The 16,818-nt window shown below is 50.8% G+C and carries 15 protein-coding genes, 5 tRNA genes, 2 rRNA genes and 2 pseudogenes; 7 read left to right on the top strand and 17 right to left on the bottom strand.

Translation table 11 applies throughout. The annotated features are described in order from the left end of the window. Positions 1 to 200: 200 nt before the first annotated feature. From rplL to murB, 14 genes are all read right to left on the bottom strand, one after another. Positions 201 to 566, bottom strand: coding sequence for a 50S ribosomal protein L7/L12 (rplL, locus tag NH461_RS15550; RefSeq protein WP_261601193.1), 366 nt, complete (start codon positions 564 to 566; stop codon positions 201 to 203). Positions 567 to 627: 61 nt separating this feature from the next. Next, entirely contained in the window at positions 628 to 1,122 is a 495-nt protein-coding gene (gene rplJ / locus NH461_RS15555) for a 50S ribosomal protein L10 (protein ID WP_261601194.1), read from the bottom strand. Positions 1,123 to 1,380: 258 nt separating this feature from the next. Beyond that, positions 1,381 to 2,085 (bottom strand): 50S ribosomal protein L1, encoded by a 705-nt coding sequence (gene rplA, locus NH461_RS15560; RefSeq protein WP_261601195.1) that lies wholly within the window; start codon positions 2,083 to 2,085, stop codon positions 1,381 to 1,383. Between the two features lie 4 nt (positions 2,086 to 2,089). After that, entirely contained in the window at positions 2,090 to 2,518 is a 429-nt protein-coding gene (rplK, locus tag NH461_RS15565; protein ID WP_261601196.1) for a 50S ribosomal protein L11, read from the bottom strand. Positions 2,519 to 2,639: 121 nt separating this feature from the next. Continuing rightward, positions 2,640 to 3,185 carry a transcription termination/antitermination protein NusG gene (nusG, locus tag NH461_RS15570; RefSeq protein ID WP_261601197.1) on the bottom strand — a complete coding sequence of 182 codons (546 nt, stop codon included), beginning with the start codon at positions 3,183 to 3,185 and terminating at the stop codon, positions 2,640 to 2,642. Positions 3,186 to 3,196: 11 nt separating this feature from the next. Next, positions 3,197 to 3,574: a preprotein translocase subunit SecE gene (gene secE / locus NH461_RS15575; protein WP_261601198.1), complete on the bottom strand. Its 378-nt coding sequence runs from the start codon at positions 3,572 to 3,574 to the stop codon at positions 3,197 to 3,199. A 216-nt stretch (positions 3,575 to 3,790) separates the two neighbouring features. Beyond that, positions 3,791 to 4,975 carry an elongation factor Tu gene (gene tuf, locus NH461_RS15580; protein WP_261601199.1) on the bottom strand — a complete coding sequence of 395 codons (1,185 nt, stop codon included), beginning with the start codon at positions 4,973 to 4,975 and terminating at the stop codon, positions 3,791 to 3,793. Positions 4,976 to 5,077: 102 nt separating this feature from the next. Continuing rightward, a tRNA-Thr gene (locus NH461_RS15585) sits at positions 5,078 to 5,153 on the bottom strand. A gap of 12 nt (positions 5,154 to 5,165) precedes the next feature. Next, a tRNA-Gly gene (locus tag NH461_RS15590) sits at positions 5,166 to 5,240 on the bottom strand. 38 nt (positions 5,241 to 5,278) lie between these two features. After that, positions 5,279 to 5,363 (bottom strand) — tRNA-Tyr (locus tag NH461_RS15595). A 36-nt stretch (positions 5,364 to 5,399) separates the two neighbouring features. Then, positions 5,400 to 5,475 (bottom strand) — tRNA-Thr (locus NH461_RS15600). Positions 5,476 to 5,571: 96 nt separating this feature from the next. Next, complete coding sequence (locus NH461_RS15605; protein ID WP_261601200.1) at positions 5,572 to 6,303, bottom strand: type III pantothenate kinase; 732 nt, start codon at positions 6,301 to 6,303, stop codon at positions 5,572 to 5,574. Further along, the gene (gene birA, locus NH461_RS15610; protein WP_261601201.1) at positions 6,303 to 7,265 is read right to left on the bottom strand and encodes a bifunctional biotin--[acetyl-CoA-carboxylase] ligase/biotin operon repressor BirA; all 963 of its coding nucleotides are present in this window, start codon (positions 7,263 to 7,265) and stop codon (positions 6,303 to 6,305) included. Before birA ends, NH461_RS15605 begins: the two co-directional genes overlap by 1 nt. Beyond that, the gene (gene murB, locus NH461_RS15615) at positions 7,262 to 8,302 is read right to left on the bottom strand and encodes a UDP-N-acetylmuramate dehydrogenase (protein ID WP_261601202.1); all 1,041 of its coding nucleotides are present in this window, start codon (positions 8,300 to 8,302) and stop codon (positions 7,262 to 7,264) included. The genes birA and murB overlap by 4 nt, the downstream gene beginning before the upstream one ends. A 75-nt stretch (positions 8,303 to 8,377) precedes the next feature. Here murB and NH461_RS15620 point away from each other — a divergent pair, with 75 nt between their 5' ends. The 7 genes and pseudogenes from NH461_RS15620 (at position 8,378) to NH461_RS15645 (ending at position 13,365) form a co-directional block, all read left to right on the top strand. Next, positions 8,378 to 8,851 (top strand): GNAT family N-acetyltransferase, encoded by a 474-nt coding sequence (locus NH461_RS15620; protein ID WP_261601203.1) that lies wholly within the window; start codon positions 8,378 to 8,380, stop codon positions 8,849 to 8,851. 77 nt (positions 8,852 to 8,928) lie between these two features. Next, positions 8,929 to 10,278, top strand: a complete 1,350-nt coding sequence (gene pssA, locus NH461_RS15625; RefSeq protein ID WP_261601204.1) for a CDP-diacylglycerol--serine O-phosphatidyltransferase — start codon at positions 8,929 to 8,931, stop codon at positions 10,276 to 10,278. 11 nt (positions 10,279 to 10,289) lie between these two features. Continuing rightward, complete coding sequence (locus NH461_RS15630; protein ID WP_261601205.1) at positions 10,290 to 10,919, top strand: nicotinamidase; 630 nt, start codon at positions 10,290 to 10,292, stop codon at positions 10,917 to 10,919. 386 nt (positions 10,920 to 11,305) lie between these two features. Then, a pseudogene (locus tag NH461_RS25830) lies at positions 11,306 to 11,635 on the top strand (helix-turn-helix domain-containing protein); the annotation flags it as partial. 44 nt (positions 11,636 to 11,679) lie between these two features. Then, positions 11,680 to 11,847: pseudogene (locus NH461_RS25835) on the top strand (IS630 family transposase); the annotation flags it as partial. Between the two features lie 87 nt (positions 11,848 to 11,934). Next, a protein-coding gene (locus NH461_RS15640) for an IS3 family transposase (RefSeq protein ID WP_261600818.1) occupies positions 11,935 to 13,085 on the top strand; the annotation gives its coding sequence in 2 pieces (ribosomal slippage) (positions 11,935 to 12,172 and positions 12,172 to 13,085; 1,152 coding nt in all). Continuing rightward, entirely contained in the window at positions 13,075 to 13,365 is a 291-nt protein-coding gene (locus NH461_RS15645; protein ID WP_410000083.1) for a transposase, read from the top strand. Before NH461_RS15640 ends, NH461_RS15645 begins: the two co-directional genes overlap by 11 nt. Positions 13,366 to 13,503: 138 nt before the next feature. Here the strand turns inward: NH461_RS15645 and NH461_RS15650 are convergent. From NH461_RS15650 to NH461_RS15660, 3 genes are all read right to left on the bottom strand, one after another. Next, positions 13,504 to 13,580 (bottom strand) — tRNA-Asp (locus NH461_RS15650). A gap of 14 nt (positions 13,581 to 13,594) precedes the next feature. Continuing rightward, positions 13,595 to 13,710: ribosomal RNA gene (gene rrf / locus NH461_RS15655) — 5S ribosomal RNA — on the bottom strand. Positions 13,711 to 13,799: 89 nt separating this feature from the next. Next, positions 13,800 to 16,685, bottom strand: a 23S ribosomal RNA gene (locus tag NH461_RS15660). Between the last annotated feature and the right edge of the window lie 133 nt (positions 16,686 to 16,818).

Below are 16,818 nucleotides of genomic sequence, written 5' to 3' on the forward strand. Positions count from 1 at the left end.
TGATCCAAACTACCTCGAGTATGAGGCAGTGACTAATAACACTGTTTGTTGTAGGTTCAGCACTCTTTTGAATGCTGTTTTTTGCACGGGCCGTGGTCGCAAAACAATGTGAAAAACACCACTACCCTACAGCGCAAAAAGGCCGGTGGCTATTTAGCCACCAGCCGTTAGCCTTTCCAGGCTAAGAAATTAAGTAATTATTACTTAACTTCAACAGAAGCACCAGCTTCTTCTAGTTGAGCTTTCAGAGCTTCAGCTTCTTCTTTAGAGATAGCTTCTTTCAGAGGAGCTGGAGCGCCGTCAACCAGTGCTTTCGCTTCTTTCAGGCCCAGACCAGTTGCGCCACGTACTGCTTTGATAACAGCAACTTTGTTACCGCCAGCAGAAGTCAGGATTACGTCGAATTCAGTTTGCTCTTCAGCAGCTTCAGCTGCTGCGCCGCCTGCTACAACTGCAGCTGCAGCAGTAACACCGAATTTCTCTTCCATAGCTTCGATCAGCTCAACAACTTGCATTACAGACATTTCTGCAACTGCGTCTAGGATTTGCTCGTTAGTGATAGACATAACAATTCTCTTTTAAAGTCAACAATTAGTTTAAATAGCAACCAGATGAAAGCAAGGGCAATTAAGCCGCAGCTTCTTCTTTCTGATCGCGAATAGCTGCGATAGTACGGACCAGCTTGCCAGCAGACGCTTCTTTCATGCACATCATCAGGCGTGCAATCGCTTCGTCGTATGTTGGTAGAGTCGCTAGTACTTCAACGTCAGCAACAGCGCCTTCGAATGCAGCTGCTTTGATCTCAAAATCTTTGTTCTCTTTCGCGAAGTCTTTGAACAGACGCGCGGCAGCACCTGGGTGCTCATTAGAGAAACCGATCAGAGAAGGACCAACGAAAGTGTCTTTCAGACACTCAAAGTCAGTACCTTCTACAGCACGACGTGCCAGGGTGTTACGAACAACTTTCAGGTAAACGCCGTTTTCACGAGCTTGTTTACGCAGAGAAGTCATCGCACCCACAGCAACACCGCGTGAGTCAGCAACAACTGCAGACAGGGCACCATTGGCAGCTTCGTTGACTTCAGCAACAATTGCTTTTTTGTCTTGAAGGTTCAATGCCATTGGATTTGCTCCTGGATTTTAGCCGGGTTAACCCCGAACAGTACACCACTCACTGCCACGATGACAGGAGAGTTAATACGGCGCAGATCCAAGAAAGACATACATCAATCATGTTCTGGCACCGTCTACGTAGGTATTATTAAGTCGAGCCTTTCAGTCACGACGCCTACGGTCTTTGACGGAGGCTGTTATAGACATAACAGCCTCAGCCATGAATTCGGAAGCGCGAATTATACACGAATTACGCGCTTCTGCAAATTACTGTGCGTTAGTTTCCAGAGTATTCTGGTCTAGCGCTACACCTGCACCCATAGTGGTAGAGATGCTTACTTTCTTGATGAAAGTACCTTTCGCTGAAGAAGGCTTAGCTTTCTTCAGAGCAACCAGCAGAGACTCTAGGTTCTCTTTCAGTTGCGCGGCGTCGAAATCCACTTTACCGATAGTGGTGTGGATGATGCCGTTCTTGTCGTTACGGTAACGAACCTGACCTGCTTTCGCGTTCTTAACCGCTTCAGCAACGTTTGGTGTTACAGTACCAACTTTCGGGTTTGGCATCAGGCCACGTGGACCCAGGATAGTACCCAGCTGACCAACAACGCGCATTGCATCTGGAGATGCGATAACGACGTCGAAGTTCATTTCGCCTTTCTTCACCTGCTCAGCCAGATCTTCCATACCGATCAGGTCAGCACCAGCTTCTTTAGCTGCTTCAGCGTTTGCACCCTGAGTGAATACCGCTACGCGGATGTCACGGCCAGTACCGTGTGGCAGGACAGTTGCGCCACGAACGTTCTGGTCAGATTTACGTGCATCGATACCCAGGTTAACAGCAACGTCAACGCTTTCAGTGAATTTAGCAGTAGCCAGTTCTTTCAGCAGAGCAACAGCTTCGTTGATGTCGTACTCGCGAGAAACATCTACTTTCTCACGGATTACGCGCATGCGCTTAGTTAGTTTTGCCATTGTCTTAACCCTCTACTACCAGACCCATTGAACGTGCAGTACCAGCAATCGAACGCTTCAGAGCTTCGATGTCAGCACCAGTCATGTCCGCAGCTTTAGTTTCTGCGATCTCTTGGATCTGAGCGTCAGTTACAGTACCAACTTTCTCAGTGTTCGGACGGCCAGAACCAGACTTAACACCAGCAGCTTTCTTCAGCAGAACTGCAGCAGGAGGCGTCTTAGTGATGAACGTGAAAGAACGGTCGTTGTATACTGTGATAACAACAGGAGTCGGCAGACCTTTCTCCAGAGAGTCGGTCTTAGCGTTGAACGCTTTACAGAATTCCATGATGTTCACACCATGCTGACCCAGAGCTGGACCAACTGGTGGACTTGGGTTTGCCATACCAGCCGCAACTTGCAGCTTGATGTAAGCTTCTACTTTTTTAGCCATTGCTATTTACCTAAATTTGGGTTCAAACGTCTATCTTGAAATAGACTCCCCGTCTAACGAAAGGGCGCGAAATTATAGTCAAATTTCACGCCCCTGACAAGCCGATCTGATTACTTATTGATCAAACTTTCTCAACCTGGCCAAACTCTAGTTCGACAGGTGTGGCACGGCCGAAGATAGAAACCGACACTTTCACGCGGCTCTTATCGTAATCCACTTCTTCAACCACGCCATTAAAGTCGGCAAACGGACCATCCGTAACACGGACCACTTCACCTGGTTCGAAGACCGTTTTGTGCACCGGCGACTCACTCGCCTGCTGCAGACGGTTCAGAATGGCATCCGCTTCTTTATCAGAGATAGGCGCCGGACGGTCCGAAGTACCGCCGATGAACCCCATTACACGAGGGATGCTACGCACCAGGTGCCATGTTTCGTCGTTCATCACCATCTGGACCAGTACATAGCCTGGGAAGAACTTACGTTCACTTTTGCGGCGCTGGCCAGCACGCATCTCAACCACTTCCTCTGTCGGTACCAGCACCTCGTCAAAGTAGTCTTCCATGCCATGCATTTTGATATGCTCACGGAGTGATTGTGCAACTCGGCCTTCAAAACCTGAAAAAGCCTGCACGACATACCATCGTTTTTTTGGAGCTTCGCTCATGAACTCTTACCTCACACACCGGTAACTAGGCGGACTAGACGGACCATGATGCCGTCGATACCCCACAAGGCTAACGCCATAATGACAGTGACAGCTAAAACGATAAAGGTTGTCTGCGTAGCTTCCTGACGAGTAGGCCATACTACCTTGCGGACTTCCATGCGCGATTCACGGGCGAACGTAATCGCGGTTTTACCTTTTGCCGTAAGTGCAGCAATACCACCAGCAGCCGCCACAAGGACAACTACCGCAGCAGCGCGGATCACTACGGAAACATCACTGTACAGGTAATTACCAACCACAGCGGCAGCTAGCAGCGCAAATACAACGACCCATTTCAGGCTATCCATACTGCTGGAGCTGCTTTGGTTTTCGGCATTCGCTTTCATACAACCAACCTGTAACTAGTCTCAATATAGACGAAAATAACCCCGCAAGTGCGAGGCCATAAATGAAGGAAAGCACTAAGGCTTTAATTACAATCAGAAAACTTCATATCAATGAACTGCTTTTCTGCGATTTAGACCAAAAAACAAGCAAGAAATTGTTCAAACGCAGAAAAAGGGCATCAAATGATGCCCTTTTTGGTACCTAGTCGTCAAATATTATTCAACGATCTTAGCTACAACACCAGCACCAACGGTACGGCCACCTTCACGGATTGCGAAGCGCAGACCTTCGTCCATTGCGATAGGTGCGATCAGCGTCACAACCATCTTGATGTTGTCGCCAGGCATAACCATCTCAACGCCTTCTGGCAGCTCGATGGTACCAGTCACGTCAGTTGTACGGAAGTAGAACTGTGGACGGTAGCCTTTAAAGAACGGAGTATGACGGCCGCCTTCGTCTTTAGACAGAACGTATACTTCAGACTCGAAAGTCGTGTGCGGAGTGATTGAACCAGGCTTCGCCAGTACTTGGCCACGCTCAACTTCGTCACGCTTAGTACCACGCAGCAGAACACCAACGTTCTCACCGGCACGGCCTTCGTCCAGAAGCTTACGGAACATCTCAACACCAGTACAAGTTGTCGTAATGGTCTCTTTAATACCGATGATCGCAACTTCGTCACCAACAGTGATAACACCTTGCTCAACACGACCAGTTACAACAGTACCACGGCCTTGGATTGAGAATACATCTTCGATTGGCAGGATGAATGGCTTGTCGATCGCACGCTCTGGCTCTGGGATGTAAGTATCCAGTGCTTCAGCCAGCTCAATGATTTTGTCTTCCCACTCTTTCTCGCCGTTCAGGGCGCCCAGAGCAGAACCCATGATTACTGGGCAGTCGTCACCTGGGAAGTCGTACTCAGACAGCAGTTCACGAACTTCCATCTCAACCAGCTCTAGCAGCTCTTCATCATCAACCATGTCACACTTGTTCATGAATACAATGATGTAAGGGATACCAACCTGACGGCCCAGCAGGATGTGCTCACGTGTCTGAGGCATAGGGCCATCAGTTGCAGCAACAACCAGAATACCACCGTCCATCTGCGCAGCACCGGTGATCATGTTTTTAACATAGTCAGCGTGTCCTGGGCAGTCTACGTGTGCGTAGTGGCGAGATGGAGTATCGTACTCTACGTGAGAAGTAGAGATAGTGATACCACGCTCACGCTCTTCTGGCGCGTTATCGATCGATGCGAAGTCTTTCGCTACACCGCCGTAAACTTTGGCCAGAGTCGTACAGATAGCTGCAGTCAGAGTAGTTTTACCGTGGTCAACGTGGCCGATAGTACCAACGTTAACGTGCGGTTTAGTACGTTCAAATTTTTCTTTAGACATGGATAGTCCCTCTAGGCACGGTATTTGGTGGCATTACGACCACACAACCAATCATGGGTTTGTAGAGTATATATCAAAAGAATTGAAGCGACTTGAGGAGAGTGGTGCTGATAGGCGGATTTGAACCGCCGACCTCACCCTTACCAAGGGTGCGCTCTACCGACTGAGCTATATCAGCACACAAGAAGTGTGGAGCGGGCAGCGGGAATCGAACCCGCATCATCAGCTTGGAAGGCTGAGGTAATAGCCATTATACGATGCCCGCTAAACTCGTAACTCGTCAAGCTATCAATCATTTGAAAATGGTGGAGGGGGACGGATTCGAACCATCGAAGGCAGTGCCGGCAGATTTACAGTCTGCTCCCTTTGGCCACTCGGGAACCCCTCCAGATTTTTACTGCACTTTCACTCATTTAGGAGAAAGTGGTGCCGACTACCGGAATCGAACTGGTGACCTACTGATTACAAGTCAGTTGCTCTACCTACTGAGCTAAGTCGGCGTAAGTGCTGCGCATTCTAGAGAATGATGACAGCCCTTGCAATACCTTCAAGGCGATTTTTTTTAGTTTTTATTGTGAGCGATGGATTTTTAGCCACTAGCGACACTTTGCATACAATGCCAGGCCTTCCAGCACCAAGTCCGAGCGGCGACGGTATGATTTCGCCCAAGAAACCGGCAGGTGACGGACGCCGCCCCCACACAGGACCACTTCCGGCTCGGCTTTCAGTTTCTCGCGCGCCTGCCCGAGGCCATACTCGATCAGCCCGACCAGGGCCGCCCGGCAACCGTTTTTCAACCCGTCGGCGGTATTGTCGGCAAAAATGAGCTCGTCACCATGCTCATGGTCCGAGAACACCTTGGTGGTATTCTCCAGCACCGATTTCATCATCAACTGGTAGCCCGGGGCGATCCAGCCGCCCAAGTGCTTGCCGTCTTCCGACAACACATCAAAGGTCAGTGCGGTGCCGATATCGATAATCACCGTCGGCACTTTGAATTCCTGCCGAATGGCCACTAGCGTTAACCAGCGATCAACACCGAGATACTGATATTCGGCGTAGGCATTTTTGACACCAAAGTCTTTGCGCAGGGTTTTGACCTGCATCACCGGGATATTTGCCAGCTGCGCAATGCGCTGGATCGAGTTATCCACTTCTACCGGCCCGACGCTGGCAAAGACGATCCTGTTAATTCCCTTATCTAACAGCGGCTCTAAAACCATCTCCAGCTTACGGCTCGGGTAACGCCCCAATAACTCAAAGTCACCGTTATCAAATAACTGGGCAACTTTAACGTAGGTGTTACCCGCTTCGATTAGTAATTGCATTAACAACCTCTGAGGCTGATTTCTCCACCGATATAAGGCGTGATCCCCTGATCGGTTTCCAGTAATAGCGCGCCCTGACCATTGATTCCGCGGGCAATTCCTTCTACCACGCGCTCACCGATCAACAACTTCACAGGGCGATCCAAAAAATTATCCAAACGATTCCAGCGTTCGACAAAACCATCCAGCCCAATCTGCTCATACTGCTTCAGAGTCTGGTGTAAACGCTGTATCAAAGTGGCAGCCAGCAAATTACGCTCCGGCAACGCCGGGCATGCTTTCTCCAGCGTGGTCCAGGCCTGGCCGATTTCCGTACCTTCCTGCTCACGCATGGCCACATTCAACCCCATCCCGATCACCAGGTGTGCGGCCTCACCCGTCTGGCCGGTCATCTCAATCAGGATACCCGCCAGTTTCTGATCCCGGTAATACAGATCATTGGGCCATTTGACCTTCACTTCATCTGCCCCCAGCGACTGCAGCGCTTCGGCAATAGCCACGCCGACCACGAGGCTCAACCCCATCGCAGCCGCCATTCCGGCATCTAACCGCCAGTACATTGACAGGTACAGGTTGCTGCCAAACGGGGATAACCACCGACGGCCGCGGCGACCGCGTCCGGCCTCCTGATATTCCGCCAGACAGATGGCGCCCTGGGGTAACTGGCCGACTCTGTCCAGCATATATTGGTTGGTCGAATCAATCACGGGGATGAGATCCAGGCTCGGGCACTTTACCTGAGCCTGGATCTTATCGCAATTGAGCAAGTCCAATTTTGATACCAGGCTGTATCCTTTTCCCTGCACCCGGAAAATATCAAGCCCCCAGCTTTGCAATACCTTGATATGCTTACTGATTGCAGCTCGGGAGATCCCCAGCGTCTGCCCCAGCACTTCACCGGAGTGGAATTGGCCATCAGCGAGCTGAGCGACTAAAGCCAAACGTGTGCCATGCTCTTTCATCGCAGAACCCCCTGTAAGTCGGTCTCTTGCGTCGCCGCCATAAACCGAACTTCATGGACTAACCTCACGCCAAAGGCTTGCTGCACCATAGCGACCACCTCCGCAGCCAGCGCCACTACATCACTCGCACGCGCCCCGCCGGCATTCACCAGCACCAAGGCTTGCTGCTCATGGACTTTAGCTCCGCCGATCTGATGACCTTTCAAGCCACACTGATCAATCAACCAGCCTGCAGCCAGCTTGCATGAACCGTCGGCCATCTCATAACTGGGCATCGTCGGGTATTGCGTCAATAACCTATCCCGCAGCTCCCGACTGATCACCGGATTCTTAAAGAAGCTCCCGGCATTCCCCAGGACAGCAGGATCAGGCAGCTTTTCCCGGCGGACCCGGCACACTTCCTCAAAAATATCTTTGGCGCCGACTGTGCTGGCGTCAAACTTGGCCAGCGGGCCGTAGCTGATGTTCGGTTGCCAGGCTTTCGGCAACACAAAGCCGACCGCGGTGATCGCATGGGTCTCTTTCAGCTGATGTTTGAAAACAGAATCACGGTAACCAAACTGACACGCTTCCGCGGTTAGACGCTTTTCCTTACCGGTGGCCAGCTCAACAATATCGACATACTGGCAGACATCTTTGAGTTCCACCCCATAGGCGCCGATATTCTGAATTGGCGACGAACCCACACATCCCGGGATCAAAGCCAAATTCTCCAATCCCGGCATATGACGGGCGATGGTCTCGCACACCAGCTGGTGCCAATCTTCCCCGGCCCCGACGTGCAGGTGATAGGCTGATGGGGTTTCCGTCACGGTGATCCCGGCAATGCGGTTTAAGACAACCACCCCGGCGTAGTCTTCACAGAACAGTAAGTTACTCCCCTGACCGACAATCAGCTTGGGCATGGTTTGGTATTGCTCATCCTGCCAAATCGCCACCAGATCAGCCGTCGATTCTGCCACCAGAATCTGTTGCGCCTGAGTCTCAATCCCAAAGGTGTGAAAAGATACCAATGATCTTTCTTGCAAAACTTTCATGCCAATACCGAACCATACCTTTTATACTTGGAGGCGCATTCTAACCGATTCATACCAACGACGCAGTGTTTTCCCATGAGTAACCTTAGATTCCACCCCATAGAAGCCCTTCGTTTTCCCCTGATTAATCGACTCTATAAAACCTATTATCCAGCCGGAAAAGCAAAGAAGGACGAAACCATTTGGGTTGGAGAAGATACCAGCGGTTTGATCTGCTGTGTCAGGTTCAAGCAATTTGAACACGAGCAACTCCTGACCGGCATGCTGGTTCACCCAGCGCACCGCGGCCAAGACCTGGGACTCGCGCTATTGGCCGCGGCCCGGGAGCAACTCCATCACCTGCCCTGCTATTGCTTTGCTTTCCGTTATCTGGAAGGGCTCTATCACGAGGCCGGATTTCGCCTGATCGCCGACCACGATTTGCCCGAAGCCCTATCCAGCCGGATCAGGCGCTACCGGCAAAGCGGGAAAGATCTCATTGCCATGCAATTTGATCCGCTCGGCATAAATTCCATGTCCCACGACGCAAGCCTTGAACGTCATGGATAGGATCGGGGAATTTTCTGATATAATTCCGCTCTAAACTAACAGATTTATCTTAAATAGATCGCGTAAACGAGGCGATAATGGATTCAGCTATTGCTCACAGGCAGCGCATTGATCAATTACCGTGTATTGCACACAACCCGGAAGATTTAGAAACGCTGCTCGATGCGGGGTCATTCCGGGAGCGTCTACTCCACGAAATTACCCATGCTACACAGCGCATTTATCTCGTCGCGCTTTATCTTCAGGATGATGAAGCCGGGCGAGGTGTACTCACCGCACTCTATGAGGCGAAGCAGGCTAACCCCGCGCTGGATATCAAGGTCCTGGTGGACTGGCACCGCGCACAAAGAGGCTTGATCGGCGCTGAAAAATCCGATGGCAATGCTGCCCTGTATCGAGAGTTCGCCGAGAAATACGCACACCAGATTGAGATCCTGGGCGTGCCGGTGCGAAACCGCGAAGTGTTCGGTGTGCTTCACCTGAAAGGATTCGTCATCGATGACAAGGTGATTTACAGCGGTGCCAGCCTCAATGACGTCTATTTAGCGCAACATAATCGCTACCGCTATGACCGCTATCATGTGATCAGAAACACACAGCTGGCCGACAGCATGGCGGCATTCATCACCGAAACCCTGGCTGAAAGCGATGCCGTGAACTGCTTGAGCCAGGCTGTTCGCCCGGATACCAAATCACTGAAAGGCGCAATCCGAACGCTCCGCGGTCAGCTACAACGCGCCAGTTATAGCTTTCCGCCTGAGCAGATCGGCGACAATCAGGTCGGCCTGACGCCCCTCATCGGCCTCGGCAAACGAAGAAACAAGTTAAACCAGCATATTTGCACTCTGATCGCCAGCGCCGAGAAAGAGCTGACCATCTGTACCCCGTATTTCAACTTCCCGCGCATGATCAGTCGTGAAGTGAAACGAGCATTGCGACGCGGTGTGAAGGTCACCATTATTGTTGGTGATAAAACGGCTAATGATTTCTACATCCCGCCAAGCGAGCCATTTAGGACCATCGCGGGACTGCCTTATCTGTACGAGATCAACCTGCGTAATTTTGCAAAGCACAACGAAGCCGCAATTGCCCGGCGTCAGCTGGCTATCCACTTGTGGAAACATGCTGACAACAGTTTCCACCTGAAAGGGGTCTGGGTCGATCGCCAATACATGCTGATCACCGGCAGCAACCTCAATCCACGCGCCTGGAAGTTGGATCTGGAGAATGCCATCCTGATCCGGGATAAAAACCAGCTTCTCGCGGACGAGAAGCAGAAAGAGTTAGACTGCATTTTGCGCCATACTCAATTGGTAGGCAGTTATAAATTCATCGACAAAGTGGATTCTTATCCGATTCCGGTGAAAAAGCTGATCAAGCGGATCCGCCGCATCAAGGCCGATCATATTTTGAACCAGATCCTTTAAGGAAGAAGATCATGGCTATCGCCGCAATAGACGTTGATCCGCAGCGGACATTCAGTCCGCTCTGTCCGGCAGAGCTCCCGGTCCCTGAAGGCGATCAAATCGCCGCGGCACTGAATGCTCAGGCCGAGTTTGCGGCCTTGCGAGTTCTCACCAAGGATGCCCACCCGGCCAATGCCGTTTGGGTCGTTGATAGTCATGACCAGATGCTCCAGCCTTTATCACTGCCTAATGCAGATTTGACCTGGGTTGCGCACGCGGTTCCCGGTACCGACGGATTTAAAACGATCCCTGGCTTGCCGGCTGTGACCGATTACGATCATGTGATCTGGAAAGGGATCGAGCCGGATCTTCACCCATACGGTGCCTGTTACCACGATCTGCTGGAAAGGCTCAGTACCGGGCTGATCGAATGGCTTGTGGCAAATCAGGTTTCAACCGTGGTCATCGGCGGCTTAGCGACCGACTACTGTGTCAAAACAACGGCTTTACAACTGCAAGCCAGCCATCAATTTAGAGTGTTCGTGAACCTCGCAGCTTGCCGTGGTATTAAGCCCGATACAACAGAGAAGGCCTGCGCTGAGATGCAAGCTGCCGGGATCACAGTAGTACCCAATCTGGAAGCCCTGCGCGCAAACCTGTAAACAAGCATCATCTCCATTTCAAAGGCAGCCCCACCAGGCTGCTTTTTTCCATCTACGCATCCTTAGCCGAATACAACGTACCGGACATGGGCATTTAGCCGGTATTACTCACTCGGCAACACATTCACCCGCCCAAAATCCCTTTCCATGATTTCCCTAGCGAATAAATCCTCATCTAAATACCGATACCTCTTGTAAACTGCCCAGGCACACTTGCCTGCATTCATAGCGGATGATCAACCACACCATAAAAGGTTTAATACCATTCTAAGTAAGAATAGGAACTAATTGAGGCTTCTCTTTCAAATGGTCAAATCGCTATGGATAGCCTCAATCATATCGACTTCAAAAAGCTGGCAAGCCAGCAAAAATCCATTCAAATGAAAATGAGATTGTTCGCGTTTGCCCATTTCAAAGAAGGCCAGTCCCGCACTCAAATTGCCAAGTATCTAAAAGTCAGCAGAACCAGTGTCAGCAAATGGGTTCACACCTTTCTCGAAGAAGGCTTCGCAGGACTTCAAGAAAAACCAAGAACAGGTAGACCTGCATTCTTAACCCCAGAGCAACAAGAACAGCTTCGCCAATATCTCAAAGATAAAGCGCATAACCCGCAAGGCGACAGACTCACGGGGGCCGATATCCACGCATATATCGTCCAGAAGTTTAGTAAACACTATCACCTTGATTCCATTTACTATTTGCTCGATCATATGGGCTTTTCATGGATAACATCCCGGGCCATCTCAGCCTTGAACAGGTGGATGTCTGGTTCCAGGATGAAGCCAGATTTTGCCAGCAGAATACAACGACACGGCTTTGGGCACCGCGCGGAACACGGCCTAGAGCTGTTCGGCAGCAACAGTTCGATTACGCCTATTTGTTTGGCTCCGTTTACCCAAGCCGAGGGCTCGGTGAAGCGATTGTCGTCCCTTGGGTTTGTCGTCCCTTGGGTTGAATAGCCACCGACTTGATAGACACCTTTTAGTTAGACAAAATGACTAGCAGAGAGGTGCTTATGAGCAACAAGCGATACCCAGAAGAATTCAAAGTTGAAGCCGTCAAACAGGTTACTGAAAAAGGCCATAGTGTAGCCGATGTGGCAAATCGTTTAGGGACTACCACGCATAGCCTTTATGCTTGGATTAAACGCTACGGCCCAGATTCCTCCCAATATCAAGCCAAGTCCGATGAAAGTGCCGAAATTCGTCGACTCAAAAAGGAGCTGCAAAGAGTCACCGAAGAAAGGGACATATTAAAAAAAGCCGCGGTGTACTTCGCAAGCCAGTCCGACTGAGGTACGCCTTTATCAAAGCCAATCAGGCTGTTTGGCCTGTTCGACGTATGTGTAAAGTCCTTAGCATCCACCCAAGTGGTTATTATGCTTGGCTTAAGCAACCCGACAGCAGACAGGAGAAACGGCGTAAATACCTTCTCGGACTCATCAAGCAGTTCTGGCTGGAATCTGGCGGCGTTTATGGCTATCGAAAAATATACAGTGATTTACGTGATGAAGGTGAATGTTGCGGTATCAACCAAGTTCACCGCTTGATGAAACGAGAAGGCTTACAGTCGCAAAGAGGATATCGAAAACCCAGGCCCAAAGTGGGCACAGAGAATGTCGTTGTTGCGAATAAGTTGGCCAGGGAGTTCAACCCGACTGCTCCAAATCAGTCTTGGGTGACCGATATCACGTATATAAAAACTCACGAAGGTTGGCTATACCTCGCAGTCGTCGTTGACCTGTTCTCTCGGAGAGTGATTGGTTGGTCGATGAAAAGCAGAATAACGAAAGAGCTGGTATTGGACGCGCTTCTGATGGCGATATGGCGACGCTCACCGTCAGAGAAGGTACTCGTGCATTCCGATCAAGGAAGCCAGTATACAAGTCATGACTGGGATAAATTTTTAAAGCAGCACGGTCTGGAATCAAGCATGAGCCGTCGGGGTAACTGCCATGACAATGCGGTAGCTGAAAGTTTTTTCCAGTTACTGAAAAGAGAAAGAGTGAAGCGAAAGATCTATTCCACTCGGGAAGAAGCGCGGATGGATATCTTCGAATATGTCGAGATGTTCTACAACGTCAAACGCAGACACGGTTCCAATAATCAGTTGTCACCAGTAGAGTATGAAAAGCGGTATGAAGAAAGGTTAATTAGTGTCTACTGAGTCGGTGGCTATTCACATGGATGGTGCGGGATGGCATACTGATGACCTCGCGCATCAATTTGAGAATGTCTGCATCATCAAGCTGCCTCCCTATTCTCCTGAGCTTAACCCAATCGAGCAGGTATGGAGTTGGTTAAGGCAACGTTGTTTAGCCAATCAAAGTTTCAGCGATTATGACGATATTGTTGATAAGGTTTGTACTGCTTGGAACCAGTTCTTGCAGTGCACTCATCGGGTCAAACAGATGTGCTCACGGGAATGGATTGACCTGACCAGTTAATTTTCCAGAATGGTATAAATGGCGGAGCGGACGGGAATCGATGGTCCGGCAATCCGGCCCGCGAAAAAAGTGCGTAGCACTTTCGGGAGCGTAAAATGTAAAAAAGCCCGAATCTTTCGACTCGGGCTTCTTAAAGAGTGGCGGAGCGGACGGGACTCGAACCCGCGACCCCCGGCGTGACAGGCCGGTATTCTAACCAACTGAACTACCACTCCGCACTAAATTGGAAGCCTGGCGATGTCCTACTCTCACATGGGGAGGCCCCACACTACCATCGGCGCTGCTGCGTTTCACTGCTGAGTTCGGCATGGGATCAGGTGGGTCCGCAACGCTATGGTCGCCAAGCAAATTCGTTACAATCTTGGAAAATCTGACTAAAGTCTCAGCACATCATTCAAGTGCTCGTGGAGTCCGTAAAACCCCTTGGGTGTTGTATGGTTAAGCCGCACGGGCAATTAGTACAGGTTAGCTCAACGCCTCACAGCGCTTACACACCCTGCCTATCAACGTCGTCGTCTACGACAACCCTTCAGAAGGCTTAAAGCCTTGGGGATGACTCATCTTGAGGCTCGCTTCCCGCTTAGATGCTTTCAGCGGTTATCGATTCCGAACTTAGCTACCGGGCAATGCGTCTGGCGACACAACCCGAACACCAGCGGTTCGTCCACTCCGGTCCTCTCGTACTAGGAGCAGCCCCTCTCAATCATCCAACGCCCACGGCAGATAGGGACCGAACTGTCTCACGACGTTCTAAACCCAGCTCGCGTACCACTTTAAATGGCGAACAGCCATACCCTTGGGACCGACTTCAGCCCAGGATGTGATGAGCCGACATCGAGGTGCCAAACACCGCCGTCGATATGAACTCTTGGGCGGTATCAGCCTGTTATCCCCGGAGTACCTTTTATCCGTTGAGCGATGGCCCTTCCATTCAGAACCACCGGATCACTATGACCTGCTTTCGCACCTGCTCGAACCGTCATTCTCGCAGTCAAGCGGGCTTATGCCATTGCACTAACCTCACGATGTCCGACCGTGATTAGCCCACCTTCGTGCTCCTCCGTTACGCTTTGGGAGGAGACCGCCCCAGTCAAACTACCCACCAGGCACTGTCCGTACCCCCGATAAGGGGGCGACGTTAGAACATCAACACTACAAGGGTGGTATTTCAAGGACGGCTCCACAGATACTGGCGTACCTGCTTCGAAGCCTCCCACCTATCCTACACATGTAGGGTCAATGTTCAGTGCCAAGCTGTAGTAAAGGTTCACGGGGTCTTTCCGTCTAGCCGCGGGTACGCAGCATCTTCACTGCGATTTCAATTTCACTGAGTCTCGGGTGGAGACAGCGTGGCCATCATTACGCCATTCGTGCAGGTCGGAACTTACCCGACAAGGAATTTCGCTACCTTAGGACCGTTATAGTTACGGCCGCCGTTTACCGGGGCTTCGATCAAGAGCTTCTCCGAAGATAACCCCATCAATTAACCTTCCGGCACCGGGCAGGCGTCACACCGTATACGTCATCTTTCGATTTTGCACAGTGCTGTGTTTTTAATAAACAGTTGCAGCCACCTGGTATCTGCGACTCTCAATAGCTCCATCCGCGAGGGACTTCACCGTCAAGAGTGTACCTTCTCCCGAAGTTACGGTACCATTTTGCCTAGTTCCTTCACCCGAGTTCTCTCAAGCGCCTTGGTATTCTCTACCCGACCACCTGTGTCGGTTTGGGGTACGATTCCTTACTATCTGAAGCTTAGAGGCTTTTCCCGGAAGCATGGCATCAATGACTTCAGTGCCGTAGCACCTCGACATCGGGTCTCAGCCTTGAGATGGTCCGGATTTGCCTAAACCATCAGCCTACACCCTTGAACCTGGACAACCGTCGCCAGGCCCACCTAGCCTTCTCCGTCCCCCCATCGCAATAGTAAGAAGTACGGGAATATTAACCCGTTTCCCATCGACTACGCCTTTCGGCCTCGCCTTAGGGTCGACTCACCCTGCCCCGATTAACGTTGGACAGGAACCCTTGGTCTTCCGGCGAGGAGGTTTTTCACCCCCTTTATCGTTACTCATGTCAGCATTCGCACTTCTGATACCTCCAGCAGCCCTTACAGACCACCTTCAACAGCTTACAGAACGCTCCCCTACCCAATACAATAAATTGCATTGCCGCAGCTTCGGTGTATCGCTTAGCCCCGTTAAATCTTCCGCGCAGGCCGACTCGACCAGTGAGCTATTACGCTTTCTTTAAATGATGGCTGCTTCTAAGCCAACATCCTGGCTGTCTGAGCCTTCCCACATCGTTTCCCACTTAGCGATAACTTTGGGACCTTAGCTGGCGGTCTGGGTTGTTTCCCTCTCCACGACGGACGTTAGCACCCGCCGTGTGTCTCCCGGATAGTACTTACTGGTATTCGGAGTTTGCAAAGGGTTGGTAAGTCGGGATGACCCCCTAGCCTTAACAGTGCTCTACCCCCAGTAGTATTCGTCCGAGGCGCTACCTAAATAGCTTTCGGGGAGAACCAGCTATCTCCAGGTTTGATTGGCCTTTCACCCCTAGCCACAAGTCATCCGCTAATTTTTCAACATTAGTCGGTTCGGTCCTCCAGTGCGTGTTACCGCACCTTCAACCTGCCCATGGCTAGATCACCTGGTTTCGGGTCTAATCCCAGCAACTGCACGCCCAGTTAAGACTCGGTTTCCCTACGGCTCCCTAGATGGTTAACCTTGCTACTGAAATTAAGTCGCTGACCCATTATACAAAAGGTACGCAGTCACACCACGAAGGTGCTCCTACTGCTTGTACGTACACGGTTTCAGGTTCTATTTCACTCCCCTCACAGGGGTTCTTTTCGCCTTTCCCTCACGGTACTGGTTCACTATCGGTCAGTCAGGAGTATTTAGCCTTGGAGGATGGTCCCCCCATTTTCAGACAAGATAACACGTGTCCCGTCCTACTCGTTTTCACTTTAAATGCGTTGTCGGCTACGGGGCTATCACCCTGTATCGCGGCACTTTCCAGAGCCTTCACCTGACACATAAAAAGCTTAAGGGCTAATCCGGTTTCGCTCGCCGCTACTGCCGGAATCTCGGTTGATTTCTCTTCCTCGGGGTACTTAGATGTTTCAGTTCCCCCGGTTCGCCTCAACACGCTATGGATTCACGTATTGATAACTGCTTCTGCAGCTGGGTTTCCCCATTCGGAAATCGCAGACTCAAGTGGCTCTTACTGCCTCATCTGCGCTTATCGCAAGTTAGTACGTCCTTCATCGCCTCTGACTGCCCAGGCATCCACCGTGTACGCTTAGTCACTTAACCATACAACCCCAAAGGGTCTGTATCGTAAACAACCAAGGTTTTCCATCAATTACTTGATGGATTAGTTTGTTTTGCCGGACTCTTTGTCTGTCTTCACTTTGAAAAGTGAAAGCAAACTTACACAAGACACTTG

The organism is Photobacterium sp. TY1-4 (genome assembly GCF_025398175.1).
Taxonomy (GTDB): Bacteria; Pseudomonadota; Gammaproteobacteria; order Enterobacterales; family Vibrionaceae; genus Photobacterium.

What these genes read in the sequence shown, in the direction of transcription:
- rplL (WP_261601193.1), bottom strand. Translation starts at nt 566, where the DNA reads ATGTCTATCACTAACGAGCAAATCCTAGACGCAGTTGCAGAAATGTCT.
- rplJ (WP_261601194.1), bottom strand. Translation starts at nt 1,122, where the DNA reads ATGGCATTGAACCTTCAAGACAAAAAAGCAATTGTTGCTGAAGTCAAC.
- rplA (WP_261601195.1), bottom strand. Translation starts at nt 2,085, where the DNA reads ATGGCAAAACTAACTAAGCGCATGCGCGTAATCCGTGAGAAAGTAGAT.
- rplK (WP_261601196.1), bottom strand. Translation starts at nt 2,518, where the DNA reads ATGGCTAAAAAAGTAGAAGCTTACATCAAGCTGCAAGTTGCGGCTGGT.
- nusG (WP_261601197.1), bottom strand. Translation starts at nt 3,185, where the DNA reads ATGAGCGAAGCTCCAAAAAAACGATGGTATGTCGTGCAGGCTTTTTCA.
- secE (WP_261601198.1), bottom strand. Translation starts at nt 3,574, where the DNA reads ATGAAAGCGAATGCCGAAAACCAAAGCAGCTCCAGCAGTATGGATAGC.
- tuf (WP_261601199.1), bottom strand. Translation starts at nt 4,975, where the DNA reads ATGTCTAAAGAAAAATTTGAACGTACTAAACCGCACGTTAACGTTGGT.
- NH461_RS15605 (WP_261601200.1), bottom strand. Translation starts at nt 6,303, where the DNA reads ATGCAATTACTAATCGAAGCGGGTAACACCTACGTTAAAGTTGCCCAG.
- birA (WP_261601201.1), bottom strand. Translation starts at nt 7,265, where the DNA reads ATGAAAGAGCATGGCACACGTTTGGCTTTAGTCGCTCAGCTCGCTGAT.
- murB (WP_261601202.1), bottom strand. Translation starts at nt 8,302, where the DNA reads ATGAAAGTTTTGCAAGAAAGATCATTGGTATCTTTTCACACCTTTGGG.
- NH461_RS15620 (WP_261601203.1), top strand. Translation starts at nt 8,378, where the DNA reads ATGAGTAACCTTAGATTCCACCCCATAGAAGCCCTTCGTTTTCCCCTG.
- pssA (WP_261601204.1), top strand. Translation starts at nt 8,929, where the DNA reads ATGGATTCAGCTATTGCTCACAGGCAGCGCATTGATCAATTACCGTGT.
- NH461_RS15630 (WP_261601205.1), top strand. Translation starts at nt 10,290, where the DNA reads ATGGCTATCGCCGCAATAGACGTTGATCCGCAGCGGACATTCAGTCCG.